23 protein-coding genes are annotated in these 25,052 nt (G+C 74.8%); 2 read left to right on the top strand and 21 right to left on the bottom strand.

What is annotated here, in order from left to right:
* Window positions 1-79: 79 nt before the first annotated feature.
* The 15 genes from CS2_RS08670 to CS2_RS08600 form a co-directional block, all read right to left on the bottom strand.
* The gene (locus tag CS2_RS08670; protein ID WP_046528498.1) at window positions 80-1,555 is read right to left on the bottom strand and encodes a glutamate synthase subunit beta; all 1,476 of its coding nucleotides are present in this window, start codon (window positions 1,553-1,555) and stop codon (window positions 80-82) included.
* Window positions 1,548-6,113 carry a glutamate synthase large subunit gene (gene gltB / locus CS2_RS08665; RefSeq protein WP_070319660.1) on the bottom strand — a complete coding sequence of 1,522 codons (4,566 nt, stop codon included), beginning with the start codon at window positions 6,111-6,113 and terminating at the stop codon, window positions 1,548-1,550. The genes CS2_RS08670 and gltB overlap by 8 nt, the downstream gene beginning before the upstream one ends.
* Window positions 6,114-6,264: 151 nt before the next feature.
* Window positions 6,265-7,146, bottom strand: coding sequence for a prolipoprotein diacylglyceryl transferase (gene lgt, locus CS2_RS08660; RefSeq protein ID WP_046528500.1), 882 nt, complete (start codon window positions 7,144-7,146; stop codon window positions 6,265-6,267).
* Window positions 7,143-7,979, bottom strand: a complete 837-nt coding sequence (trpA, locus tag CS2_RS08655) for a tryptophan synthase subunit alpha (protein ID WP_046528501.1) — start codon at window positions 7,977-7,979, stop codon at window positions 7,143-7,145. Before trpA ends, lgt begins: the two co-directional genes overlap by 4 nt.
* Window positions 7,976-9,244, bottom strand: coding sequence for a tryptophan synthase subunit beta (trpB, locus tag CS2_RS08650; RefSeq protein WP_070319672.1), 1,269 nt, complete (start codon window positions 9,242-9,244; stop codon window positions 7,976-7,978). The genes trpA and trpB overlap by 4 nt, the downstream gene beginning before the upstream one ends.
* A gap of 38 nt (window positions 9,245-9,282) precedes the next feature.
* Window positions 9,283-10,095, bottom strand: a complete 813-nt coding sequence (gene trpC, locus CS2_RS08645; RefSeq protein ID WP_046528502.1) for an indole-3-glycerol phosphate synthase TrpC — start codon at window positions 10,093-10,095, stop codon at window positions 9,283-9,285.
* Between the two features lie 162 nt (window positions 10,096-10,257).
* On the bottom strand, window positions 10,258-10,851 hold the full coding sequence (locus CS2_RS08640; RefSeq protein WP_070319659.1) for a DUF4190 domain-containing protein: 594 nt from the start codon (window positions 10,849-10,851) through the stop codon (window positions 10,258-10,260).
* Between the two features lie 48 nt (window positions 10,852-10,899).
* Complete coding sequence (locus CS2_RS08635; RefSeq protein WP_070319658.1) at window positions 10,900-11,361, bottom strand: DUF2752 domain-containing protein; 462 nt, start codon at window positions 11,359-11,361, stop codon at window positions 10,900-10,902.
* A complete protein-coding gene (locus CS2_RS08630) occupies window positions 11,358-11,963 on the bottom strand; it encodes a DUF4190 domain-containing protein (protein ID WP_052748213.1) in 606 nt (201 codons plus the stop codon). The genes CS2_RS08635 and CS2_RS08630 overlap by 4 nt, the downstream gene beginning before the upstream one ends.
* A gap of 75 nt (window positions 11,964-12,038) precedes the next feature.
* The gene (locus CS2_RS08625) at window positions 12,039-12,344 is read right to left on the bottom strand and encodes an HGxxPAAW family protein (protein WP_046528504.1); all 306 of its coding nucleotides are present in this window, start codon (window positions 12,342-12,344) and stop codon (window positions 12,039-12,041) included.
* A gap of 64 nt (window positions 12,345-12,408) precedes the next feature.
* Complete coding sequence (locus tag CS2_RS08620) at window positions 12,409-12,981, bottom strand: Trp biosynthesis-associated membrane protein (RefSeq protein WP_046528505.1); 573 nt, start codon at window positions 12,979-12,981, stop codon at window positions 12,409-12,411.
* Window positions 12,978-14,555: an anthranilate synthase component I gene (locus CS2_RS08615; protein ID WP_070319657.1), complete on the bottom strand. Its 1,578-nt coding sequence runs from the start codon at window positions 14,553-14,555 to the stop codon at window positions 12,978-12,980. Before CS2_RS08615 ends, CS2_RS08620 begins: the two co-directional genes overlap by 4 nt.
* Window positions 14,552-14,983: a phosphoribosyl-AMP cyclohydrolase gene (hisI, locus tag CS2_RS08610; protein ID WP_070319656.1), complete on the bottom strand. Its 432-nt coding sequence runs from the start codon at window positions 14,981-14,983 to the stop codon at window positions 14,552-14,554. Before hisI ends, CS2_RS08615 begins: the two co-directional genes overlap by 4 nt.
* A 94-nt stretch (window positions 14,984-15,077) precedes the next feature.
* Window positions 15,078-16,868, bottom strand: coding sequence for an ABC transporter ATP-binding protein (locus CS2_RS08605; protein WP_070319671.1), 1,791 nt, complete (start codon window positions 16,866-16,868; stop codon window positions 15,078-15,080).
* Between the two features lie 38 nt (window positions 16,869-16,906).
* Window positions 16,907-18,778, bottom strand: a complete 1,872-nt coding sequence (locus tag CS2_RS08600; protein WP_070319670.1) for an ABC transporter ATP-binding protein — start codon at window positions 18,776-18,778, stop codon at window positions 16,907-16,909.
* Window positions 18,779-18,937: 159 nt separating this feature from the next.
* On the opposite strand from CS2_RS08600, the gene CS2_RS08595 reads away from it, so the two are divergent.
* A complete protein-coding gene (locus CS2_RS08595) occupies window positions 18,938-19,570 on the top strand; it encodes a TIGR03085 family metal-binding protein (protein ID WP_070319655.1) in 633 nt (210 codons plus the stop codon).
* 42 nt (window positions 19,571-19,612) lie between these two features.
* On the opposite strand, the gene hisF is transcribed toward CS2_RS08595, so the two are convergent.
* The 6 genes from hisF to CS2_RS08565 all read right to left on the bottom strand — a co-directional run bounded on the left by hisF (window position 19,613) and on the right by CS2_RS08565 (window position 24,581).
* Entirely contained in the window at window positions 19,613-20,383 is a 771-nt protein-coding gene (hisF, locus tag CS2_RS08590) for an imidazole glycerol phosphate synthase subunit HisF (RefSeq protein ID WP_070319654.1), read from the bottom strand.
* A complete protein-coding gene (locus CS2_RS08585) occupies window positions 20,380-21,225 on the bottom strand; it encodes an FKBP-type peptidyl-prolyl cis-trans isomerase (RefSeq protein WP_233421120.1) in 846 nt (281 codons plus the stop codon). Before CS2_RS08585 ends, hisF begins: the two co-directional genes overlap by 4 nt.
* A gap of 173 nt (window positions 21,226-21,398) precedes the next feature.
* Window positions 21,399-22,760, bottom strand: a complete 1,362-nt coding sequence (gene pafA / locus CS2_RS08580) for a Pup--protein ligase (RefSeq protein WP_046528510.1) — start codon at window positions 22,758-22,760, stop codon at window positions 21,399-21,401.
* Between the two features lie 40 nt (window positions 22,761-22,800).
* Window positions 22,801-23,535 (bottom strand): proteasome subunit alpha, encoded by a 735-nt coding sequence (prcA, locus tag CS2_RS08575; RefSeq protein WP_046528511.1) that lies wholly within the window; start codon window positions 23,533-23,535, stop codon window positions 22,801-22,803.
* On the bottom strand, window positions 23,532-24,380 hold the full coding sequence (prcB, locus tag CS2_RS08570) for a proteasome subunit beta (RefSeq protein WP_046528512.1): 849 nt from the start codon (window positions 24,378-24,380) through the stop codon (window positions 23,532-23,534). The genes prcA and prcB overlap by 4 nt, the downstream gene beginning before the upstream one ends.
* Before the next feature lie 6 nt (window positions 24,381-24,386).
* Window positions 24,387-24,581 (bottom strand): ubiquitin-like protein Pup, encoded by a 195-nt coding sequence (locus CS2_RS08565; RefSeq protein WP_046528513.1) that lies wholly within the window; start codon window positions 24,579-24,581, stop codon window positions 24,387-24,389.
* Between the two features lie 181 nt (window positions 24,582-24,762).
* Between CS2_RS08565 and CS2_RS08560 the strand changes: the two genes are divergently transcribed.
* Window positions 24,763-25,052 (top strand): hypothetical protein (locus CS2_RS08560; RefSeq protein ID WP_217997372.1); only part of this gene is annotated, 290 nt, incomplete at its 3' end.

The raw sequence follows: 25,052 nt of genomic DNA, 5'->3' as shown, positions 1-25,052 counted from the left end.
CGCGGGCCGGACGTCCCGGTCGGCGGACCCGGCCTGCGGGTACGCCCTTCCGGGGAGGGTGGGTCGGGGGGACGGGTCTTCAGGGTCGCAGCGCGACGGTGCTGGCCGCCACCGGGGCGGGCAGCTCGGACGTGCCGGACAGGTACGCGTCGACCGCGGCGGCGGCGGCGCGCCCCTCGGCGATCGCCCACACCACGAGCGACTGGCCGCGGCCCGCGTCGCCGGCGACGAACACGCCGGGGACGTTGGTCGCGAACTCGTCGTCGCGCGCCACGGCGCCGCGCGGCGTCACGTCGACGCCGAGCTGGCCCGTGAGCCCGTCGGTCTCGGGGCCGGTGAAGCCCATCGCGACGAGCACGAGGTCGGCGGGCACGTCGCGCTCGGTGCCCGGCGTGGGCTCGCGACGACCGTCCGGCAGGTACTCGGTGGTCGCCAGTCGCAGCGCGCGCACACGGCCGGCGTCGTCGCCCTCGCCCGGGAGGAACGCGACGGTCGACGCGAGGTACGCGCGCTCACCGCCCTCCTCGTGCGACGACGACACCTCGAACAGCACCGGGTCGGTCGGCCACGGCTGGTCCGCGGGCCGCTCGGTGGGCGGCTGCTTGCCGATCGCGAGCGTCGTGACCGACGCGGCGCCCTGGCGCAGCGCGGTGCCCAGGCAGTCCGAGCCGGTGTCGCCGCCGCCGATGATGACGACGTGCTTGCCCGCGGCCGTGATCTGGTCCGGCACGTCCTTGCCTGCGGCGACCGCGTTGGCCTGGTGCAGGTAGTCCATCGCGACGTGCACGCCGTCGAGGTCCGCACCGGGCACGCGCAGGCGCCGCGGCACGGTCGCGCCCGTGGCGACGACGATCGCGTCGTAGCGGGCCTGCAGCTGCGCCCACGTGACGTCGCGGCCCACCGCGACGCCCGGGCGGAACCGCGTGCCCTCGGCACGCATCTGCTCCAGGCGACGGTCGATGTGGACCTTCTCGAGCTTGAAGTCCGGCACGCCGTAGCGCAGCAGGCCGCCGATCTCGTCGTCGCGCTCGTACACCGCGACCGTGTGACCGGCGCGCGTGAGCTGCTGCGCGGCCGCGAGCCCCGCGGGGCCCGAGCCGACGACGGCGACGGTGTGACCCGTGAGCCGCTGCGGCACCTGCGGCGTGACGAGCCCGCGCGCGAACGCCTCGTCGATGATCGAGACCTCGACGTTCTTGATCGTCACCGGCGGCTGGTTGATGCCCAGCACGCAGCTCGACTCGCACGGCGCCGGGCAGATGCGCCCGGTGAACTCCGGGAAGTTGTTGGTCGCGTGCAGGCGGTCGATCGCGTCCGCCCACTGCCCGCGCCACACGAGGTCGTTCCACTCGGGGATGAGGTTGCCCAGCGGGCAGCCGTTGTGGCAGAACGGCACGCCGCAGTCCATGCAGCGGCCCGCCTGCTCCTTGAGGAACGGCTGGCCCTCCTCGAGGTGGGCGTGCACGTCCTTCCAGTCGCGCAGCCGCACCTCGACGGGTCGGTTCGGCGGGAGCTCGCGCTCCCGCACCTTCAGGAAACCGCGGGGGTCAGCCACGGGCCACCTCCAGGATCTGGTCCCACACGCCGGGCGCGCTCGGGTCGAGGCCGTCGGCCTCGGCCTTCGCGAGCGCACGGCGGACGCGGGCGTACTCGGTGGGCAGCAGACGCGTGAACCGGGCGCGCGTCGCGGCCGGGTCCTCGAGCAGCTGGGCGGCGACCGGCGACCCGGTCTCCTGGGCGTGCGTGCGCAGCAGGCGCTCGACGACCGCGAAGTCGTCGTCGTCGAGCGGGCCGAGGCCGAGCTCGCCGGCGCGCGCCGCCTCGACGTTGACGAGGTCGGGGTCGAGGTCGAGCACGTAGGCCGTGCCGCCCGACATGCCGGCGCCGAGGTTGCGACCCGTGCGGCCCAGCACGACGACCGTGCCGCCGGTCATGTACTCGAGCGCGTGGTCGCCGACGCCCTCGACGACGAGCGTGGCACCGGAGTTGCGCACCCCGAACCGCTCGCCGACGAGCCCGCGCAGGAAGATCTCGCCGCTCGTCGCGCCGTAGCCGATGACGTTGCCGGCGATGACGTTGTGCTCGCTCGTGAGGACCGAGCTGTTGTCGGTCCGCACGACGATGCGGCCGCCCGACAGCCCCTTGCCGACGTAGTCGTTCGCGTCGCCGTGCAGCCGCAGCGTGACGCCGCGCGGCAGGAAGGCGCCGAAGGACTGGCCGGCCGAGCCGGTCAGCGTGACGTCGATCGTGTCGTCGGGCAGGCCCTCGCCGCCGTAGCGCTTGGTGACGTGGTGGCCGAGCATCGTGCCGACCGTGCGGTTGACGTTGCGCACCGGCAGGTCGATGCGGACCTTCTCGCCGCGCTCGAGCGCGGGCTCCGCGAGCGCCACGAGCTGGTTGTCCAGCGCGCGGTCGAGGCCGTGGTCCTGCGTCCTGACCTGGTGCAGCGCCGAGCCCGGCCTGGGCTGCGGCACCGCGAGCACGGGCGCGAGGTCCAGGCCCTCGGCCTTCCAGTGGTCGACGGCCTGACGCGTGTCGAGCATCTCGACGTGGCCGACGGCCTCCTGGATCGACCGGAAGCCGAGCGCCGCGAGGTACTCGCGCACCTCCTGCGCGATGAACTCGAAGAACGCGACGACGAACTCCGGCTTGCCCGTGAACCGCGCGCGCAGCTCCGGGTTCTGGGTCGCGACGCCGACGGGGCACGTGTCGAGGTGGCAGACGCGCATCATGATGCAGCCGGACACCACCAGCGGTGCCGTCGCGAACCCGAACTCCTCGGCGCCGAGGAGCGCGCCGATCACGACGTCCCGCCCGGTCTTCAGCTGGCCGTCGACCTGGACGACGACGCGGTCGCGCAGGTCGTTGAGCACGAGGGTCTGCTGGGTCTCGGCGAGCCCGATCTCCCACGGCGTGCCCGCGTGCTTGAGCGACGTCAGCGGGCTCGCGCCCGTGCCGCCGTCGTGGCCCGAGATGAGCACGACGTCGGAGTGCGCCTTGGCGACGCCCGCGGCGACGGTCCCCACGCCGAACTCGCTGACGAGCTTGGTGTGGATGCGCGCCGACGGGTTCGCGTTCTTCGCGTCGTGGATGAGCTGCGCGAGGTCCTCGATCGAGTAGATGTCGTGGTGCGGCGGCGGCGAGATCAGCCCGACGCCGGGCGTCGAGTGACGCGTCCTGGCCACCCACGGGTACACCTTGTGGCCGGGCAGCTGACCGCCCTCGCCGGGCTTGGCGCCCTGCGCGAGCTTGATCTGGATGTCGTCGGCGTTCGTGAGGTACTCGCTCGTGACGCCGAACCGGCCCGAGGCGATCTGCTTGATCGCCGAGCGCCGGCGCGGGTCGTGCAGACGCTCGGGGTCCTCGCCGCCCTCGCCCGTGTTCGACTTGGCGCCGAGCTGGTTCATCGCGATCGCGAGCGTCTCGTGCGCCTCGGCGGAGATCGACCCGTAGGACATCGCACCGGTGCTGAACCGCTTGACGATCTCGCTGACCGGCTCGACCTCGTCGACCGGCACGGGCGGGCGCGAGCCCTCCTTGAAGCGCAGGAGCCCGCGCAGCGTCATCAGGCGCTCGGCCTGCGAGTCGACCCGGTGCGTGTACTCCCGGAACACGTCCATCTGACGCGTGCGCGTCGAGTGCTGCAGCCGGAACACCGTCTCGGGGTCGAACAGGTGCTCCTCGCCCCCGCGCCGCCACTGGTACTCGCCACCCACCGCGAGGCGCTGGTGCGCCTGGCGGTTGCCGCTCGCGGGGTACGCGTCGGCGTGCCGCGCGGCCACCTCTGCCGCGATGACGTCCAGGCCGATGCCGCCCAGGCGGCTCGTCGTCCCGGTGAAGTACCGGTCGACGAGCGCGTGCGACAGGCCGATGGCCTCGAAGACCTGCGCGCCGCGGTACGACGCGATGGTCGAGATGCCCATCTTGGACATGACCTTCAGGACGCCCTTGCCGAGCGCCTTGATGAGGTTCGCGACGGCCTTCTCGGGTCCCACGCCGGGCAGGTACCCGCTGCGCGCGAGGTCCTCGACCGTCTCCATCGCGAGGTACGGGTTGACGGCCGCGGCGCCGTAGCCGACGAGCAGCGCGACGTGGTGCACCTCGCGGACGTCACCGGCCTCGACGACCAGGGAGATCTGCGTGCGGGTGTGCCGCCGCAGCGTGTGGTGGTGCACCGCCGAGAGCAGCAGCAGCGACGGGATCGGCGCGAGGTCCGCGTCGGAGTTGCGGTCGGACAGCACGAGGAAGCTCACGCCGTCGGCGACCGCGCGGTCGACCTCCGCGAAGATCTCCTCGAGACGCTTCTCGAGGGCCGCTCCCCCGCCGTCGACCTTGTACAGGCCGCGGATGATCGTCGAGCGGAAGCCCAGCGCGGGCTCCTTCGCGACGTGCACGATCTTCGCGAGCTGGTCGTTGTCGATCACCGGGAACGGCAGCATGACCTTGCGCGCGTGCGCGGGGCCGTCCTCCAGGAGGTTCGGCTCGGGCCCGATGGCCCCGCCGATCGACGTCACGAGCTCCTCGCGGATCGCGTCGAGCGGCGGGTTCGTCACCTGCGCGAACATCTGCGTGAAGTAGTCGAAGAGCAGACGCGGGCGCTTCGAGAGCACCGCGACCGGCGTGTCCGACCCCATCGCGCCGAGGGGCTCGGCACCGGCCGACGCCATGGGCGTCAGGAGGATCTTCAGCTCCTCCTCGGTGTACCCGAACGCGCGCTGGCGACGCCGCACGGACGCCGACGAGTGCGCGACGTGCTCGCGCTCGGGCAGCTGCTCGAGGCGCACGACGTTCTCCTGCACCCACTGGCCGTACGGCCGCTGGGCCGCGAGCTGGGCCATCACCTCGGTGTCCGCGACGATGCGGCCCTGACCGGTGTCGACGAGGAAGAACAGACCCGGCTCGAGCCGGCCCTTCGCGACGATCGTCGCGGGGTCGAGGTCCAGCACGCCGGCCTCGGACGCGCACACGACGAGGCCGTCCTCGGTCACCCAGTAGCGCCCGGGCCGCAGGCCGTTGCGGTCCTGCACGGCCCCGATGAGCGTGCCGTCGGTGAACGTCATGGCGGCCGGGCCGTCCCACGGCTCCATGAGCGTCGAGTGGTACTCGAAGAACGCGCGCGTCGCCGGGTCCATCTGCGCGTGGTTCTCCCACGGCTCCGGGATCATCATCATGATCGCGTGCGGCAGCGAGCGGCCCGCGAGGTGCAGGAGCTCGAGCACCTCGTCGAAGCTGCCCGAGTCCGACCCGCCCGGCGTGCACACCGGCAGCAGCGGCTCGAGGTCGCCCAGCAGCTCGGAGGCCAGCATGCCCTCGCGCGCGGCCATCCAGTTGCGGTTGCCCTTGACCGTGTTGATCTCCCCGTTGTGGGCGATCATCCGGAACGGCTGCGCGAGCGGCCAGGACGGGAACGTGTTGGTCGAGAAGCGCGAGTGCACGAGCGCGATCTCGGACGCGTACCGCGGGTCCGACAGGTCCGCGAAGAACGGCTCGAGCTGGGCCGTCGTCAGCATGCCCTTGTACGTGATGGTCCGCGCCGACAGCGACGCGAAGTACACGCCGTGCTCGCGCTCGGCGCGCTTGCGCAGCCGGTACGCACGCCGGTCCAGGTCGATGCCCGCGAGCTCGCGGGACGGGTCCGCGACGACGAGCTGCCGGAAGACCGGCATCGAGGCGCGCGCCGTGGGCCCGACCAGGTCAGCCGTGACGACGACCTCGCGCCACGCGAGGACCTCGAGCTTCTCCTCCGCGGCGACCGCCTCGACCGCGGCGACCGCCTCGGCCCGCGCGTCGTCGTCCTGCGGCAGGAACGCCATGCCGATCGCGTAGTGCCCGGCGGGCGGCAGCTCGGCGTCGACCACGTCACGCAGGAACGCGTCGGGGATCTGCGTGAGGATGCCGGCGCCGTCGCCGCTGTCCTCCTCGGCACCGACCGCGCCGCGGTGGTCCAGGTTGAGCAGCGCGGTCAGACCGGCGTCGACGATGTCGCGACCGGGCGTGCCGCGCAGCGTCGCGACCCAGGCGAAGCCGCACGCGTCGTGCTCGGCCGCCGGGTCGTACAGCGCGTGCCGGGAGGGCGCCACGGGGGCGCCAGGGCTCACGGGCGACGTCGACATCAGCGCACCGTCCTCACAGTCCCCGGGGGCGGGGCATCGCACGAACAAGGGGGTACCGGGACGTCGTCGGCCCGTGCAGTGAGGCGACGATACCGCCCGCAGCGCGGGTCGGTGCCCCACCTCTCACGAGACGGGGCCCGGCCGCCCCGTGTCACCGGGTGCGCTCGGAGGCGTCCGCCTCGTCGTCCTGCGTCGTGGGGGGTGTCAGCAGGAGGGTCGTCTCGCGTCCGGGATGCCGGCGCCCGACCACCACGAACGCTACCAGCGCGCCGAGGCCCACCAGGATCGAGGTCCAGACGTTGAGCCGCAGGCCCAGCACCGTCTCGGCCGGGTCGATGCGCAGCAGCTCGATCCACAGCCGGCCCGCGGTGTAGAGCACCACGTACAGCCAGAACACGCGGCCGTGCCCGAGCCGGCGGCGGCGGTCCAGGTAGATCAGCAGACCGGCCGCCGCGAGGTTCCACAGCAGCTCGTACAGGAACGTCGGGTGGAACAGCGTGCCGGACTCGTAGCCCGCGGGCAGGTGCGCGTCGTCGATGCGCAGGCCCCACGGCAGCGTCGTCGGGGCGCCGAACAGCTCCTGGTTGAACCAGTTGCCGAGACGGCCGATGCCCTGCGCGAGCAGCAGGCCCGGCGCGAGCGCGTCGGCGAACGGCGCGAGGCGCACGCCCGCGCGGCGGCAGCCGATCCACGCGCCGACCGCGCCGAGCGCCACGGCGCCCCAGATGCCGAGACCGCCCTCCCAGATGGCGAACGCCTTCCAGGGGTCGCCTCCCTCGCCGAAGTACTTCGCCGGCGAGCTGATGACGTGGTAGAGCCGGCCGCCGACGATGCCGAACGGCACGGCCCAGTACGTGATGTCGAGGACCGTCTCGGGGTCGCCGCCCCGCTCGCGCCAGCGTCGCTGGGTCACCACGACGGCGACGACGATGCCGAGGAGGATCGCGATCGCGTACGCGCGCAGCGGGAACGGGCCGAGGTGCCACACGCCCCGCGACGGGCTGGGGATCGCCAGGGCGAGCGCCCCGGTCACCGCGGGACCCGCTGCGCCGAGCGCACGCCGTCCGCCAGCCCGGCGGCGGTCGCAGCGAGCGCGTCGAGCCCCGCGCTCTCGTCGGGCGCGTCGAGCAGGGCGCGCACGAGCGCCGAGCCGACGATCACGCCGTCGGCGTACGCGGCCACCTGTGCGGCCTGCTCGGGTCGCGACACGCCGAGCCCGACGCAGACCCGCTCGGCACCGGCGGCACGCGTGTCCGCGACGAGCTGCTCGGCGCGGTCGCCGACCGTCGCGCGCTCCCCCGTGACGCCCATGGTCGACGCCGCGTACACGAAGCCGCGGCTCGCGCCGACCGTCGAGGCGAGGCGCTCGGGCGTCGAGCTCGGCGCGACGAGGAACACGCGGTCGAGCGCGTGCTCGTCGGCAGCGGCGAGCCACTGCCCGGCCTCGTCCGGCACGAGGTCCGGCGTGATGAGACCCGCGCCGCCCGCGGCGGCGAGATCGCGCGCGTACGCGTCCACGCCGTACCGCAGCACGAGGTTCCAGTACGTCATGACCAGCACGGGCGCGCCGGCGTCGGCGATCTCCTCGACCACGCGCAGCGTGTCCCGCACGCGCGTGCCCTGCGCGAGCGCCCGGTCGACCGCACGCTGGATGACGGGGCCGTCCATGACGGGGTCGGAGTACGGCATGCCGAGCTCGACGACGTCGACGCCCGCCTCGACCATCGTCCGTGCGGCACGGGCGGAGCCCGGCACCGACGGGAAGCCGACCGGCAGGTAGCCGACGAGCGCGGCGCGCGGCGACTCCCCCGCGGCCAGGGCCTCGAGCCGCTCGCCGGTGCGCGAGCGGACCTGCGTCGTGCTCACAGCTGCTCTCCCTCGTCCGCCTTGACCACCGGCTCGTCCTCGATGAGCCCGAACCACGCGGCGGCCGTCGCGACGTCCTTGTCCCCGCGCCCCGACAGGTTCACCAGGAGCACGGGCTCGTGCCCGTCCGTCGACCACGCTGCCGCCTCGCGGCCCAGCTGGATCGCACCCGCGAGGGCGTGCGCCGACTCGATGGCCGGGATGATCCCCTCGGTCCGGCACAGCACGCGGAACGCGTCCATCGCCTCGTCGTCCGTCACCGGGCGGTACTGCGCGCGGCCGATGTCGTGCAGCCACGCGTGCTCGGGGCCGACGCTCGGGTAGTCCAGCCCGGCCGACACCGAGTGGCTGGGCAGCGTCTGGCCGTCCTCGTCCTGCAGCAGGTAGCTGCGCGTGCCCTGCAGCACACCGGGCGACCCGCCCGAGAACCGCGCGGCGTGCCGCCCCGAGTCGACGCCCGAGCCGCCGGCCTCGAAGCCGAAGAGCCGCACGTCCGGGTCGTCGAGGAACGCGTTGAAGATCCCCATCGCGTTCGACCCGCCGCCCACGCACGCCGCGACCGCGTCGGGCAGCCGACCGGTCTCGTCGAGCAGCTGGGCGCGCGCCTCGTCGCCGATGACCTTGTGGAAGTCGCGCACCATCTCGGGGAACGGGTGCGGTCCCGTCACGGTGCCGAGCAGGTAGTGCGTCGTGTCGACGTTGGCGACCCAGTCGCGCAGCGCCTCGTTGATCGCGTCCTTGAGCGTGCGCGACCCGATCGCGACCGGCACGACGGTCGCGCCGAGGAGCTGCATGCGCGCGACGTTGAGGGCCTGGCGCTGCGTGTCCTCCTCGCCCATGTAGATCGTGCAGTCGAGGTCGAGCAGGGCGGCGGCCGTGGCGGTCGCGACGCCGTGCTGCCCCGCGCCCGTCTCGGCGATGACGCGCTTCTTGCCCATGCGCTTGACGAGCAGCGCCTGCCCCAGCACGTTGTTGATCTTGTGCGAGCCCGTGTGGTTGAGGTCCTCGCGCTTGAGGAACACGCGCACGCCGTCGCCCACGTGACGCGCGAACCGCGGGACCTCGGTCAGCGGGCTCGGGCGGCCGGTGTACGTGCGGTGCAGCCGCTCGAGCTCGTCGGAGAACGCCGGGTCGGCGAGCGCCTTGTGGTACGCCGTCTCGAGCTCGTCGAGGGCCGCGATGAGCGCCTCGGGCACGAAGCGCCCGCCGAACTCGCCGAAGTACGGGCCCTGGTGCGTCGCGAGCGGACCGCCGCCCAGCAGCACGTCCCGCAGCCGGCGGCCCTCCTGCGCGCGCCCGGCGGTCACTGCCGCACCGCCCGCAGCGACGGGTGCGAGCCCGCCGCGACGAGGTCCGCGACGGACTGGCGCGGCGCGTCGTCCGTGACGAGCGCCTCGCCCACCAGGACGACGTCCGCGCCGGCGCGCGCGTAGTCCATGACGTCGTGCGGACCCCGCACGCCGGACTCGGCGACCTTGACGAGGTCGGACGGGATCGCGGGCGCGACGCGCGCGAACGTCGTGCGGTCGACCTCGAGCGAGCGCAGGTCACGCGCGTTCACGCCGATGACGCGGGCGCCCGCGTCCACCGCGCGCGCCACCTCCTCGGTGTCGTGCACCTCGACGAGCGCGGTCATCCCGAGCGAGTGCACCCGCTCGACGAGCGACTCCAGCACGGTCTGCTCGAGGGCCGCGACGATCAGCAGCACGAGGTCGGCGCCGTGCGCACGCGCCTCCCACACCTGGTACGGCGAGACCACGAAGTCCTTGCGGAGCACCGGCACGTCCACGCGCGCGCGGACCGCGTCGAGGTCGGCGAGCGAGCCGTTGAACCGGCGCTGCTCGGTGAGCACCGAGATCGCGACGGCCCCGCCCTTCTCGTACTCGGCGGCGAGCGCCGCGGGGTCCGAGATCGAGGCGAGCGCGCCCTTGCTCGGGCTCGAGCGCTTCACCTCGGCGATCACCGTGACCGCGTCGGCGGCCTTGAGCCGCGAGACGCACTGCAGCGCGGACTCGCGCCGGGCCGCCCGCTCCTTGAGCTCGGCCAGGGGTGTCGCCGCCTCGCGTGCGGCCAGGTCCTCGCGCACCCCCGCAACGATGTCGTCCAGCACGGTCATCGACGGATCATCCCCTCTGGCCGGTCGGTGCGGCGCCGGCCCGGTCCTCGGGCCCTCGCCACCGACTCGTCATCGTAGACGGGCCCCCGGGTACCCCCGTCCACCGCCCGAGGTGTGGGACCGGGTGCTCCGCCGGCCGGTCCCGAGCCGGTCGGTCCCGGTCTAGTGGCGCCACGGGCCGTCGAGGAACGGCACGGCGAAGCCGACGAACATCAGCGGGAGCAGCACGGTCAGCACGAACATGATCGCGAGCAGACCGCCCAGGGCGGTGCCGACCCACCCGAGGACCACGCCCGCGGTCGCCATGCCGTCGTTGTTCGCCTCGCCCGCGGCCGCGGCGCGGCGCGCGTTCCCGCCCACGACCACGGCGGGGATGCCGGTGAAGAACAGGCAGCCCAGCACCGAGAGCAGACCCAGGACGAGCGACCACACCGCGAGGTCGTTGCGCGGGTAGAAGGGTGCCGGGCCGTAGCCCGGGGGCGGGTAGCCCGGCGGCGGGTAGCCCGCAGGGGTGCCGCCGACGGGCGGACGGGCGGCCGACGGGTCGCCGGGCGACGCCGCGGGCGCGCCGTGCTGGTCGTCCGGCCCCGCCCAGGTCGGCGCCGGCTGCCCGGCAGCGTGATCCCGCGCGGCCGTCGGGGCGTCCTGCGTCGACGCCCCGACGTCGTGCGACGCGTAGGCCGCCTCACGGCCGTAGACCGGCCCCTCGGGCGTCGACGGCGCGTCGCCGGCGCGCGGCTCGTTCGGCTGCGTCATGGTGCGGCCTCCAGGATCACGGGACGGGTGCGGGACGGCGCCCGGGGATCAGGGCAGGGGCCCGGGCGAGAGGTAGGGAGCCAGGACCGGCACGTTGCGCAGCACGGAGAACGCCACCACCACGACGAGCACGGTCCACGGCAGCCACCGCGGTGCCGTGAGCGGCGGCCCGCCGCGCAGGCGGCGCCAGGTCCACACGACCCACGTGGCGGCGAGCAGCGGCGCCGCGACCGTCCACAACGGGTTCACCGACCAGGCGCCCACGAGGTCGCCCGTGAGCATGTCGTGCGTGGCGCGCAGGCCCCCGCACCCCGGGCAGTACACGCCGAGGAAGAGCACCGACGGGCAGATCCCGTAGCTGAGCGGCTGGTACGGCGACCGGACGACCAGCAGCGCGGCACCCGCCGCCGCGGCCGCCCCGACGACGAACGGCAGCACCGCACCCCGCCGCGCGGCGGGGTGCGGTGCCGTGGTCCCGGCGGCGACGCCGGGCGTGAGCCGAGAGGTCACGGCGCCATCTGCTGCTGGCGCTCCACCTCGGACTGGACGTAGTCCATGAAGCCGTCCCAGCCGCCGTACTGGGAGATGCCCATGACGACGCTCACCAGGATGTAGAGGCCGAGGACGATGCCGAGGATGCTGACGATGATGCCGGCGAGCGAGAGACCGCCGTTGGTCGCCTCGCCACGGGCCGCGGCGCCGCGGCCCTTGACGCCGAGCCACAGACCGATCGCGCCGGGGATGACGCCGACCACGAAGCAGCACAGCAGCACCGACAGGATGCCCAGCACCAGGGACCAGACGCCGAGCGAGTTGCGCGACGTGTTCTGGGGGGCCGCACCGTAGCCGGTCGCCTCCTGGCCGTAGCCGCCGTACGCGGGCGTCTGGCCGTACGCGGGGGCCTGCCCGTAGGCCGGCGGCTGGCCCGGCGCGGCCGGGGGCTGCTGCCCGTAGGTCGGCGGCTGGCCGTAGCCGGGCGCCGCGGGCGTCTCCGGCCCGGTGCCCGCCGGGTACGGCGGGACACCGCCCGAGGCGGGCGGAACGGGCGGCTGACCGCCCGCGCCCGACGGGTCGGGGGTCGACGGGTCACGCGGCTCGTTGGGGGTCGACATGCAGATCTCCCTGCGTCGTTCGGGGCCGACCACCAGGGCCGGCCGGGTGCGGTCCGGGACGGAGCCCCGGAACGGTCAGTGCGCCCCGCGGCGGCGGGCCCGGGCGAGCGTCGCGGCGCCACCCTGGCCGTGCCCCAGCAGCTGCAGGACCTTGCCGAGCACGAGGCCGCCGACGGCGATCGCCATGCCGACCCAGAAGAGCCAGACCAGCGCGAACGCCACGCCCAGCGCGGCGACGAGGGCACCGGCCACGACGACCCAGGTCGTCGTCCACGCGGCCACCGTCCGGCCGTGGTTGGTCGGCGGGGTCGACGGCGGCAGGTGCACCGTCTCCGTCCGCGTCGGGTGCTGGGCCCGGTGGGCCAGGGAGTGGTCGGTCATCGCTAGGTCCTTCGTCCTCGGTTCGGCCCAACCCTATCCGAGTCGGGACCTCCTGACGCGCTGGTCAGGACGGGTCGTCGCCCCGGCTGAGCGCGTCCCAGTCGTCACGCTCGTCGGGCTCGTGCCCGTCGCGCGCGGGCCGCGCCGCGGGCACCTCGTGCCGCGAGGAGCGGCGGGTCCAGTCCCCCGGCGCACGCAGCAGCGCGGCGGCGAGGAGCACGGTCGCCGCGCCCAGGACGAGGGCCACGGCGGGCCACGGGGTCAGGGCCGTGCTCGCGGCCGTCGGGACGCCGGTGGCGTCGGCCAGCGCACCCGTGACCGCACCCGCCGGGTCCCGCAGCACCGCGACGCCCGCACCGGCCACCAGCAGGCCGGCGCCGGCCGCGACGACCGCGACCAGGACCCGTCCCGCGCGCGCGACCAGGCCGAGCGCACCGGCCGCCGCCGCCAGCACGAGTGCGGCGCCCCCGACCTGCGGGGCAGCAGCGGCGCCCGCCACCTGGACGGTCACCGCGCCCTCGAGCGCCGACGCACCGGTCCCCCGCACCCAGGTGGGCAGGGCGACGAGCCCGGCCAGCGCCGCGGCGGCCAGCAGCAGGGCGACCCAGCGGCCGCGCCGGGGCGGTGAGGCGGTCACGGCACGTCGCGCCGCAGGCGCGCCGCGAGCTGGACCGCGCGCACCGCGGCCGCGGCCTTGTTGCGCGACTCCTCGTACTCGAGCGCGGGCACCGAGTCCGCGACGACACCGCCTCCGGCCTGCACGCTCGCCCGCCCGTCGCGCAGCACGGCCGTACGGATCGCGATGGCCATGTCCATGTCGCCCGCGAAGTCGAAGTACCCGACCGTGCCGCCGTAGACCCCGCGCCGGGCGGGCTCGAGCTCGTCGATCAGCTCGATGGCGCGCGGCTTGGGCGCGCCCGAGAGCGTGCCCGCGGGGAACGTGGCCATGAACGTCTGCAGCGCCGTGGCACCGGGGCGCAGCCGCCCGACCACCGTCGAGCAGATGTGCATGATGTGCGAGAACCGGCGCACGGCCATGAAGTCGACGACCTCGACGCTCGTCGGCTCGCACACCTTGACCATGTCGTTCCGGGACAGGTCGACGAGCATGATGTGCTCGGCGCGCTCCTTCGGGTCGGCCAGCACCTCGTCCTGCAGCGCGCGGTCCTCCTCGGGCGTCGCGCCGCGCGGCCGTGACCCCGCGATCGGGAACGTCGTGACGTGGCCGTCGCTGACCTTGACGAGCGTCTCGGGGCTCGACCCGACGACAGCGAAGTCCCGGCCATCGGCGTCCTGCAGCGCGAGCAGGTACATGTACGGGCTCGGGTTGATGGTCCGCAGCACGCGGTAGACGTCGAGCGGGTCGGCCGGGCAGTCGAGGTCGAGGCGCTGGGAGAGCACGACCTGGAACACCTCGCCGTCGCGGATCGCCTCCTGCCCGCGCACGACGGCCTCCTCGAACTCGGCGCGCGTGCTGCGGAACTCCAGCTCGGGCGCCGCGACGTCGGGGTCGACGACCGCGGGAGCGGGCGGTGCGGGCCGACGCAGCGCCGCCTGCATGTCGTCGAGCCGACGGACCGCGTCGGCGTAGGCGTCGTCGACGCGCTCGTCCGTCGCGTCGAAGTTGATCGCGTTCGCGACGAGCCAGACCGAGCCCGTGACGTGGTCGACCGCGGCCAGGTCGCTCGCGAGCAGCAGCGCGACCTCGGGGATCCCGAGCTCCTCGGGCGCGCGTGCGGGCAGCGTGGGCTCCCAGTGCCGCACGACGTCCCAGCCGAGCACGCCGACGAGGCCGCCGGTGAGCGGCGGCAGCCCGTCGATGCGGGGCGTGTGCAGCACGTCGAGCGTGCGGCCGAGCACGTCGAGCACGTCCCCCTCGGTCGGCACGCCGACCGGCACGTCGCCCGACCACGCCGCACGGCCGTCGCGCACGGACAGCCGCGCGCGGGACGCGACGCCCACGAACGACCAGCGGCCCCAGGTGCCGTCCGACTCGGCGGACTCGAGCACGAACGTGCCGGGGCGCCCGGCCGCCAGCGTGCGGTAGAGGCCCACCGGGGTCACGTCGTCCGCGAGCAGGCGACGCACCACCGGGACGACGCGCCGGTCGGCGGCCAGCTCGCGGAACGTCCCCGCCGACGGCCAGGTCGCGCCCCAGGGCAGCTCCGTGACGGTCGCACGGGGCGCGGCGGAGGCGGACGGTCCGGTCACGGCTGGGCTCCTGGGGCGGTCGGGGGCGTGGCGCCCGAGACGGGCAGCGGACCGCCCGCCTCGAAGCACGTGCGGGTACCGGTGTGGCAGGCCGCGCCCACCTGGTCGACCGTCACGAGCAGCGCGTCGCCGTCGCAGTCGAGCGCGACCGCACGCACGTGCTGCACGTGGCCGGACGTGTCGCCCTTGCGCCAGTACTCCTGGCGCGAGCGGCTCCAGAACGTGACACGACCCGTCGTGAGCGTGCGGTGCAGCGCCTCGTCGTCCATCCAGCCCAGCATGAGCACCTCGCGGGTGTCGTGCTGCTGGACGATCGCGGCGACGAGCCCGGCGTCGTCGCGTCGCAGCCGCGCGGCGACGGCCGGGTCGAGCGCGCTGCGGGCGACGCGCCCGCCCGTCGGGGTCGTGGAGGGGTCGGTCTGCGGCACGCGACGATCCTGCCACGACGACCGGGACGGGACCGCCGCCGTCCACCCCGGCCCGCGGGGGCCGGACGGCGGGGCCACGGCCCGGGCACCGCGCTCAGCGGGTCTGGGCGACCCAGGCGGCGTGCATCGACGCGTAGTGACCGCCCCGCGCGACGAGGTCGGTGTGCGTGCCGACCTCCACGACGCGCCCGGCGTGCACGACGACCACGAGGTCCGCGGCCTCGGCCGTCGACAGGCGGTGCGCGATCGTCAGCGTCGTACGGCCGCGGGACAGCTCGCGCAGCGCACGCGCGATGCGGACCTCGGCGACCGGGTCGACGGCCGACGTCGCCTCGTCGAGCAGGAGCAGGTCGCCGTCCGCGAGGCTCGCGCGGGCGAGCGCGACGAGCTGGCGCTCGCCCGCCGAGAGCAGCTCGCCGCGCTGCCCGACGGGCGTGGCGAGGCCGCCGGGCAGCTCCGCGACCCACGCGTCGAGGCCGAGCACGTCGACCGCCTCCTGCACGCGCGCCGCGACCCGCGGGTCGGCGTCGGGGTCGGCGTCCTGCCGCAGGCCGTACGCGACGTTCTGCGCGAGGGTCCCGTCGAACAGGAAGCCCTCCTGCGGCACCAGCACGACGCGGCGGCGCAGGTCCTGCGACGCGATCTCGCGCAGGTCGACGCCGTCGAGCCGGACCGCACCCGTCGTGGGGTCCATGAAGCGCGCGACGAGCTTCGCGAGCGTCGTCTTGCCCGAGCCCGTGGCACCCACGACCGCGACGGACGTGCCCGCCGCGATGCGCAGGTCGACGTCCTGCAGGACGGGCGGTCCGCCCGGGTAGGCGTAGCCGACGCCCTCGAACGACAGCGTCGCGGGCCCGCGCGGGCTCGGCACGGCGTCCGGCCCGGGGTCGGGCACGTCCACCGGGGTCTCGAGCACGCCGAGCACGCGCCGCCACCCCGCGACCGCGTTCTGCAGCTCGTTGAGGATCTCGGTCGCCATCTGCACGGGACCGGTGAAGAGCTGCACGAGGAAGAGGAACGCCAGCACCCGACCGACGGACAGCTCGCCGGCGACGCCGAGCCACGTGCCCGCGACCACCACGACGGCGAGGACGAGGTTCGCCACGAGCACGCCGGACGAGAACACGACGGCGACGAGGTTCTGGGCGCGCACCATGGCCCGTCGTGTCGCCGCCACGGCCGCGTCGATGCGCCGCTGCGTGCGCTCGGCGACCCCGTACGCGCGGATCGTCTCGGCGCCGACCACCGCCTCGGACACCGCGCCCAGCATCGCGCCGTACCGCTCGCGCACCTCGGAGTACCGCCGGTTCACGCCGCGCTGCATGCGCGGCAGCACGAGCACGAGCGGCACGAAGCACGCCCACACGAGCAGCGTGAGCTGCCACGAGTACACGGCCATGAGCACGGTCGCGACGACGATCTGGAGCACCGAGACGAGCAGCATGATGCCGCCCCACTGGACGAACATCGAGATCGTGTCGACGTCGGACGTCACGCGCGAGACGAGCGAGCCGCGCCGCTCGGTGCTCTGCGTGAGCACCGACAGGTCGTGCACGTGGCGGAACGCCCGCGTCCGCAGGGTCAGCAGCCCCGACTCGCTCGAGCGGAAGAGGCGCACGTTGACGAGCGCCGAGCAGGCGGCACCCACCGCGAGCCCCACGGCGGCGAGGCCGACGAGCGTCGCGGCGCGTGCCGCGTCCACGCCGTCGGCGCCGAGCACGGCGGTGTCGACGGTCTGCTGGACGGAGATCGGCACGAGGACGCGCGCGACCGCGGCGACCACCGCGAGGCCGAGCGTCAGCGTGAGCCCGTCGAGCATCTCGGGCGAGACCTGCACGCCGCGTCGCAGCGTCGCGAGCACGCCGAGCGTGCTCGCGGGCGCCATCCGCGCGTCGCGCTCGACCGTGGGCGGAACCCCCGCGCTCACCTGCGTCCTCCCTCGACCGTCACGTCGTCCTCGTCCCACACCTCGGGCGCGCCCTCATCGGCGCGCTCGCGCTCGCGACGCTCCGACTCCCGCTCGTACGCGGTCGCGAGCTCGCGGTACCCCGGGTCGCGGGCGAGCAGCTCGGCGTGCGTCCCGCGGTCGACGACGCGCCCGGCGTCGAGGTGCACGACCTCGTCCGCGAGCAGCACCGACGACATGCGGTAGGCCACGAGCAGGACCGTGGGTCCCGCGGCGCCGTCCGCCGCCTGGAGCCCCGTGAGGATGTCGCGCTCGACGCGCGGGTCGACGGCGGACGTCGCGTCGTCGAGCACGAGGACGCGCGGGCGACGCACGAGCGCGCGTGCCAGCGCGAGCCGCTGCCGCTGCCCGCCGGACAGGTTCGCGCCACGCTCCCCGAGGGGCGAGTCCAGCCCGCCGGGCAGCGCACGCACGACGTCGTCGACGCGCGCCGCGCGCAGCGCCGCCCACACGTCGTCGTCGCTCGGCGCCAGCGGGTCGTCGGGGTCGGCGAGCGTGACGTTGCCGCGCACGGTGTCCTCGAAGACGAAGGTCGACTGGCTCACGAACGCGACCTGCGCCGCGAGGTCGGCGGGGCGGACGTCGCGCACGTCGGTGCCGTCGACCTCCACGACGCCCGCCGACGGGTCGGACAGCCGCGGCACGAGCCCCACGACGGTCGACTTGCCCGAACCCGTCGCGCCGACGACCGCGAGCGTGCGGCCCGCGGCGACGTGCAGGTCGACGCCGTGCAGGAGCTCGACCTCGCCGTCGGCGGTGGGCACGCGCAGGTGCACGCCGCGCAGCCGCACGTCGGCGCCGCCCGCGTGCGGCACGAGGGGCGTCGACCCGTCCACGGGGATCCCGCCCGCGTCGAGCACGCGCGAGATGCGGTCGTGGCCGACGAGCCCGCGGGGCAGCTCGCCCAGGACCCAGCCGAACGCGCGCACCGGGACCGCCAGCAGCGTGAGCAGGTACGCGGCCGCGACCACGTCGCCCGTGCCGATCGCGCCGGCCGCGACGCGGTGCGTGCCCACGAGCAGCACCAGGAGCGTGCCCAGGTTCGGCAGCAGGTCGATCACCGGGTCGAACACCGCGCGCACGACGCCGACGCGCACGTTCGCGTCGCGCAGCGCCCGGGCGCGCGCGGTGAACCGCGCGTCCTCACGGTCCTCGGTGCCGAGCGACTTCACGAGCGTCGCGGCCTCGAAGCTCTCGTGCGCGACGTCGGCGACCTCGGCGCGCAGCTGCTGGGCGTGCGTGATGGCCGGCGTCATGCGGCGCTGGAAGACCAGGTTGGCGACGACGGCGAGCGGCAGCACGACGAGCGCCGCGACCGCGAGCCACACGTCCGTGCGCAGCAGCGCGACGGTCGCGACCGCGATCATGACGACGACGCCGAGCGCGAACGGCAACGGGTTGAACACGCCCGTCGCCGCCTCGACGTCGGACCCGGCGTTCGACAGCAGCTGACCCGTGGGGTGACGCCGGTGCCACGACATCGGCAGGCGCAGGTACTGCCGGGTCACGGCCCGGCGATGGTCCGCCTGGAGGTCCGCCACCCCCATCCCGGCGAGGATGCGCCGCCCCGCGACGGCCGCCGCGAGGGACAGCGCCACGAGGGCGAGCGCGAGCCCGGCCTGCCAGATCCGCCCCTGCGCCTCCTGCGACCCCGCCAGTGCGGGCACCACGACGTCGTCCGTCGCCCGCCCGAGCACGCGGCTCACGGCCACGGTGAGCGCACCGAAGGCGCCCGAGGTCGCGATCGCCGCGGCGTACGTGCGCGGGTGCGAGCGCAGCCCGCGCCACAGCAGCCCGACCGAGCGCCGGGCGACGGAGCCGCGGAGCATCGAGCCGGCAGGGGCGTCGGCGGGCCGGGGGCGCGCGGGCACGGGGGATCACACTCCTGACGGAAAGGGGATACCGCGATCCTCTCACGGGGGTCCGACACGTCGACGGCCGGTCTCGCGCCACGCGCGCGGGTCCCCGACGTGGCACGATCCCGTGGCATGACCTGGCACGAGACCGAGCGCGCGTGGCTGTCCGACGCGCTGCGCGCCGCCGACCCGCACGACCCGACGCTGTGCCGCGGCTGGCAGGCACGCCACCTCGCCGCGCACCTCGTGCTGCGCGAGCACCCCGTCGCCGCCGCGGGAGCCGTGCGCGGCGGTCTCGCCGCGGCGACCGAGCGGCTGGCCGGCACCGCCGCCGACGCCGACGGCTACGCGGCGCTCGTCGACCGCGTGGCGCGCCCGCCGGCGCGCTGGAGCCCGCTCGCGTGGGCAGGCGACGCCGTCAACGTCAGCGAGTACTTCATCCACCACGAGGACCTGCGCCGCGGCGACGGGCCCGTGCCCCCGCGCGACCTGCCCGACGAGCTGGTCGAGGTGCTCTGGGCGCAGCTCGTGCGCATGGCCCCGCTGCGGCTGCGGCGGCTGCCGGTCGGGACCGTGCTGGTCCGCGACGACGGCAGGCGCGCCGCCGTCCGCTCGCCGCGGTCCGGCCATGGGTCGGTGGTGCTGCGCGGCGACGTCGGCGAGCTGGTCCTCGCGGTGTCGGGCCGCCTGCAGGCCGCGGACGTGCGTCTCGTCGGCGCCGACGACGACGTCGCGGCCGTCCGCGAGCTCCTCACCGGACCGTGAGCGCGGCGCCGGGCGCCTCGCCCGGGCGCCGCGCGGCGGCGGTCAGCGCACCACGACGTCCGCGGCGCGCAACGCGTCCTTGACCTGCCCGACCGTGAGCGTCCCGAAGTGGAAGACGCTCGCGGCCAGGACGGCGTCGGCGCCCGCCCGCGCGGCCTCGACGAAGTGCTCCACGGTGCCCGCGCCGCCCGACGCGATGAGGGGCACCCGCACGCGCGCCCGCACGTCGGCGATCATCTGCAGGTCGAAGCCCGCGGTCGTGCCGTCGGCGTCCATCGAGTTGAGCAGGATCTCCCCCACCCCGAGCTCGGCGGCGCGGTGCGCCCACTCGACGGCGTCGATCCCCGTGCCGCGGCGGCCGCCGTGCGTCGTCACCTCGTAGCCGGACGCCGTGCGCACGTCGCCCGTCGTGCGGCGCGCGTCGACGGACAGGACGAGCACCTGCGACCCGAAGCGGTCGGCGATCTCGGTGATGAGCTCGGGCCGGGCGATCGCGGCCGTGTTCACCCCGACCTTGTCGGCGCCGGACCGCAGGAGCCGGTCGACGTCCTCGGGCGAGCGGACGCCGCCCCCGACGGTCAGCGGCACGAACACCTCCTCGGCCGTGCGGCGCACGACGTCGTAGGTCGTGGCCCGGTCGGACGACGACGCCGACACGTCGAGGAACGTCACCTCGTCGGCGCCCTCGGCGTCGTAGCGGCGCGCGAGCTCGACCGGGTCGCCCGCGTCGCGCAGGTTCGCGAAGTTCACGCCCTTGACGACCCGGCCCGCGTCGACGTCGAGGCACGGGATGACCCGCAGCGCGAGGCTCACGGCGTGGCCTGCGCGGGGGCGCCGGTGGCGAGGATGTCGATGACGAACACGACGGTCTTGCCCGCGAGCTCCTCGGCGTCGGTGACGCCCAGCGGGTAGGACGGTGGCACGACGAGCATCACGCGGCTCCCGGTCGGCTGGTCGACGAGTCCCTCGGCCCACGGCGGCACGTCCGAGAGCAGGAACGACACCGGCAGGCCGCGCTGCCACGTCGAGTCGAACAGGGCGCCGTCGTCCCACGCGAACCCGCCGTACTGGACCGTGATGACGTCGCCGGCGTCGACCTGCGGACCCGTGCCCCGGACCAGCGGCTGCACCACGAGGTCGTCGGGCGGCGGCGTGCCCGTCGCCGTGAGCGTCGGCACGCCGTCGGCCTCCTCGACCACGGGCAGCGACGCGTCGGGCGTCACCGGCTCGCCCTCGGCCCGCGTGGGCAGGACGTCGAGGACCGTGACGGTCGGGTAGTCGGCGCCCGACCCGCCCGGCGCGATCTGCAGCAGCCGCGCGCCGACCTGCTGGCCCTTGAGCGTCTCGTACAGGTCGGTGCCCAGGTCCTCGACCGTGAGCATGCGCGGCGTGGGGCTCGTCGAGTAGCTCTCCTTCACCAGGCTCGCGTCGGTCGCGTTCTCGAGCCAGAAGTCGATGAGGACGGGCGCGCCCTCCACGAGCTCGGCACCGGTCCCGGGCCACACGACCTCGCGGTGCGTCGCGTCGACCGACAGCGGCGTGAGGTACGTGACGGTCGGGGCCTGGCCCGCGCTCCCGGTGACCGTGACCTTCGGGGCGTCCGTGACGACCGTCCCGCACGCCGCGAGCAGCAGCCCGAGGACCACCAGGACCACCGCCCGGCGTGCACCCGCCAGCACCCGCACGTCCGCGCCTCCCGAGCTCGTCCGACGCCGCGTCACCTGGTCGCGGCTCGTCCGGCGCTCGCCGGACGGGGCCTCACTGTACGGGAGCACGCTGGGCGTCGTGCCTGCTCGTCCGCGGTCCGTGACGGTGGCGGGCACCACCGTCACATGGACTCGATGAGCCGCTCGACGCGCTCGTCGACGTTGCGGAACGGGTCCTTGCACAGGACCGTGCGCTGCGCCTGGTCGTTGAGCTTGAGGTGCACCCAGTCCACCGTGTAGTCGCGTCGCGCGTCCTGCGCCGCGCGCACGAAGTCGCCGCGGAGCTTGGCGCGGGTCGTCTGCGGCGGCACGGCCGTGGCCTCGAACACGTCGAGGTCGGTCGTGACGCGCTCGACGAGACCGCGCGCCGCCAGCAAGTTGTACAGCCCCTCGGTGCGCGAGATGTCGTGGTAGGCGAGGTCGAGCCGCTGCACCCGCACGTCCGACAGCTCGAGGTCGTGCTTGGCCCGGTAGCGCTCGATCATGCGGTACTTGATGACCCAGTCGAGCTCGCGCTCGACCAACGACAGGTCGCCCGTGCGCAGGGCCCGCAGCCCGCGCTCCCACAGGTCGAGGACCTGCTTGGTGTCGGGGGTCGGGCCCACCTCCGACGCCACGAAGTCCGAGACGCGCGCGAGGTACTCCTCCTGCAGGTCGATCGCGGTGACCGTGCGGCCGGTCGCGAGCGTCACCGGGTGGGTGCCGGTCATGTCGTGGCTGATCTCGCGGATCGCCCGGATCGGGTTCTCGAGGGTCAGGTCGCGCATCGGCACCCCGGCCTCGATGAGTCGCAGCAGCAGGTCCGTCGACCCGACCTTGAGCATCGTGGTCGTCTCGGACATCGAGGAGTCCCCGACGATCACGTGCAGGCGGCGGTAGTGCTCGGCGTCCGCGTGCGGCTCGTCGCGCGTGTTGATGATGGGCCGCGAGCGCGTGGTGGCGCTCGAGACGGCCTCCCAGATGTGGTCGGCGCGCTGCGACAGGCAGTAGACCGCACCGCGCGGCGTGGTCAGCACCTTGCCCGCGCCGGTGAGCACCTGGCGCGTGATGAGGAACGGCACGAGGACGTCGGAGAGCCGCGCGAAGTCGCCCTGCCGCCGCACCAGGTAGTTCTCGTGGCAGCCGTAGGAGTTGCCCGCCGAGTCGGTGTTGTTCTTGAACAGGTGGATGCGCCCCGGCAGCCCCTCGTGCTCGAGACGCTGCTGCGCGTCCTCGACGAGCCCCTCGAGGATCCGCTCGCCCGCCCGGTCGTGCGTGACGAGCTGGCGCCAGTCGTCGCACTCGGCCGTCGCGTACTCGGGGTGCGAGCCGACGTCGAGGTAGAGCCGCGAGCCGTTGCGCAGGAAGACGTTCGAGGACCTTCCCCACGCCACGACCTTGCGGAACAGGTACCGCGCGACCTCGTCGGCCGACAGCCCGCGACCGTCCTGCGCCGCGCACGTCACCCCGTACTCGGTCTCCAGACCGAAGATGCGCCTGTCCATGCGTGCCTCCCCGTCGGCTCGTCCGCGTGCCCCGCCCGCCTCAGGCGGACGACGGACCCTGTCCAGCGCCCGGCGTCCCCGCACCGTCGAGCACGTCCTCCAGCAGCGCACCCGTGAGCCGGCGGAAGGCACGGCGCGGGCGCGTGCGGTCGAGCACGGCGACCTCGAGCTGCGCCGCCCCCAGCGCGCGCGGCTCGCCGTCGTCGCCCGACGACCCGAGCGCACGCACCGCGACCCCCAGCACCTCCGACAGCGTCATGCCCGGGCGCCACGCGCCCTCGAGCACGCCCGCGAGGCGCTCGGCCTGCCCGCCCATGACGACCCAGCCGTGCTCGTCGGTCACCGAGCCGTCGTACGACAGCCGGTAGATCTGGTCGCCCGCAGGCTCGCGCCCGACCTCGACGACCACGAGCTCGACCTCGAGCGGCTTCGACTCGGTCGTGAACACCGTGCCGAGCGTCTGCGCGTACGCGTTGGCCAGGCCGCGCGCCGTGACGTCGACACGGTCGTAGGAGTACCCGCGCAGGTCGGCGTACCGGACGCCCGCGACGCGCAGGTTCTCGAACTCGTTGTACTTGCCGACCGCGGCGAACGCGATGCGGTCGTAGATCTCGGAGATCTTGTGCAGCGCGCGCGACGGGTTCTCGGTCGCGAACGCGATGCCGTCGTCGTACTGCAGCACGACGACCGAGCGCCCGCGGGCGATGCCCTTGCGGGCGTAGTCCGCGCGGTCCTTCATGAGCTGCTCGGGCGAGACGTAGAACGGCATGCTCATCGGACGTCCTCCTCGTCGGTCGCGCCGCGGCGGGCACGCTCGACGCCCGCGACGGCGGCCGCGAGCTCGTCGTCCGCGACCCGCAGGTAACCGGCGGCCGTCACGGTCGCCACGACCGGCCAGATCTGGCGGACGTGGTCGGGACCGCCCGTCGCGGAGTCGTCGTCGGCGGCGTCGACCAGCGCCTCGACCGCGACGCGCACCGCGTCCGCGGCGTCCATCCCCGCCCGCCAGCGCTTCTTCAGCGAGCCCCGCGCGAAGACCGACCCCGACCCGACCGCGTGGTGGTCGTGCTCCTCGTAGCGGCCGCCCGTCACGTCGTACGAGAACAGCCGCCCCACGCGCCGGTCGAGGTCGTAGCCTCCGAACAGCGGCACGACCGCGAGGCCCTGCATCGCGAGGCCGAGGTTGCCGCGGATCATCGTCGCGAGACGGTTGGCCTTGCCGTCGAGCGACAGCAGGCTGCCCTCGATCTTCTCGTAGTGCTCGAGCTCGAGCTGGAAGAGCCGCACCAGCTCGATCGCGAGGCCCGCCGTGCCGGCGATGCCCACCGCGGAGAACTCGTCCGCCGGGAACACCTTCTCGATGTGCCGGCTGGCGATCATCGACCCCATGGTGGCCCGCCGGTCCCCCGCCACCACGACGCCGCCGTCGAACGTCAGCGCGACGATCGTGGTGCCGTGCGGCGCGTGCACCTCACCCGCCGGCAGCGGCCGGTTCCCGGGCAGCAGCTCGGGCGCGTGCCCCGCGAGGAACTCGACGAACGACGACGACCCGGGCGTGGTGAAGGCGTGCGGCAGCCGACCGGACGAGGGCTGCGCGGGGCCGGACCAGGAGTGCACCATCGGCGATCACTGACCGCCCTTCTGCACGAAGCCGCGGACGAACTGCTCGGCGTTCTGCTCGAGGACGTCGTCGATCTCCTCCAGCAGCGCGTCGACCTCCGCGTCGCGGGACTGCGCGCTCGCCGCCGCGGGCGCTGGCGTCCCCGGCTCGTCGACCGGCTCGTCGTCGTGACGGCGCCTGACGTGTTCCTGCCCAGCCATGGTGACCTCCGTCCCTGCGGGAACGTGCCGCGTGCCCGCGTGGCCCACCCTAGGCCCAACCACCCGCGCCCGTACCTCGGGCGGCCGCGTCGTGGACGCCGCGCGGCACCGTCGGGACACCCCGGGGCGCCCGGCTGTGGACAACCTGAGCGTCGCGCGCGCCACCTGGCACGATGCGCGCATGACCCACGCCGACTCGTTGTACGCGCGCACGCTCGCCGCGCTGCAGGACGCCACCGTGTGCCCCGCGTGCACGACGCCGCTGCGCGCGGGGCGCTGCCCGGCGTGCGGCCTCGACGTCTCGGGGCCCGACGGGCTCCTGGTGTGGCAGGACAGCCAGGCAGCCGTGCGCGCGCTCGTGGCGCGCGAGCACCGCATCGCGGCCGTGCGGGCCGCGCAGGTCGCGCGGCCCGTCCCTGCCGCACCGGCGGCCGCCCGGCCGGTCGCACCCGCGGCGGTCACCCCGGGCGC

The organism is Cellulomonas iranensis NBRC 101100 = JCM 18110 (genome assembly GCF_001552375.1).
GTDB lineage: Bacteria > Actinomycetota > Actinomycetes > Actinomycetales > Cellulomonadaceae > Cellulomonas > Cellulomonas iranensis.
The sequence above is the reverse complement of the archived record's forward strand: the minus strand, read 5'-3'. Positions and strand labels throughout refer to the sequence as shown.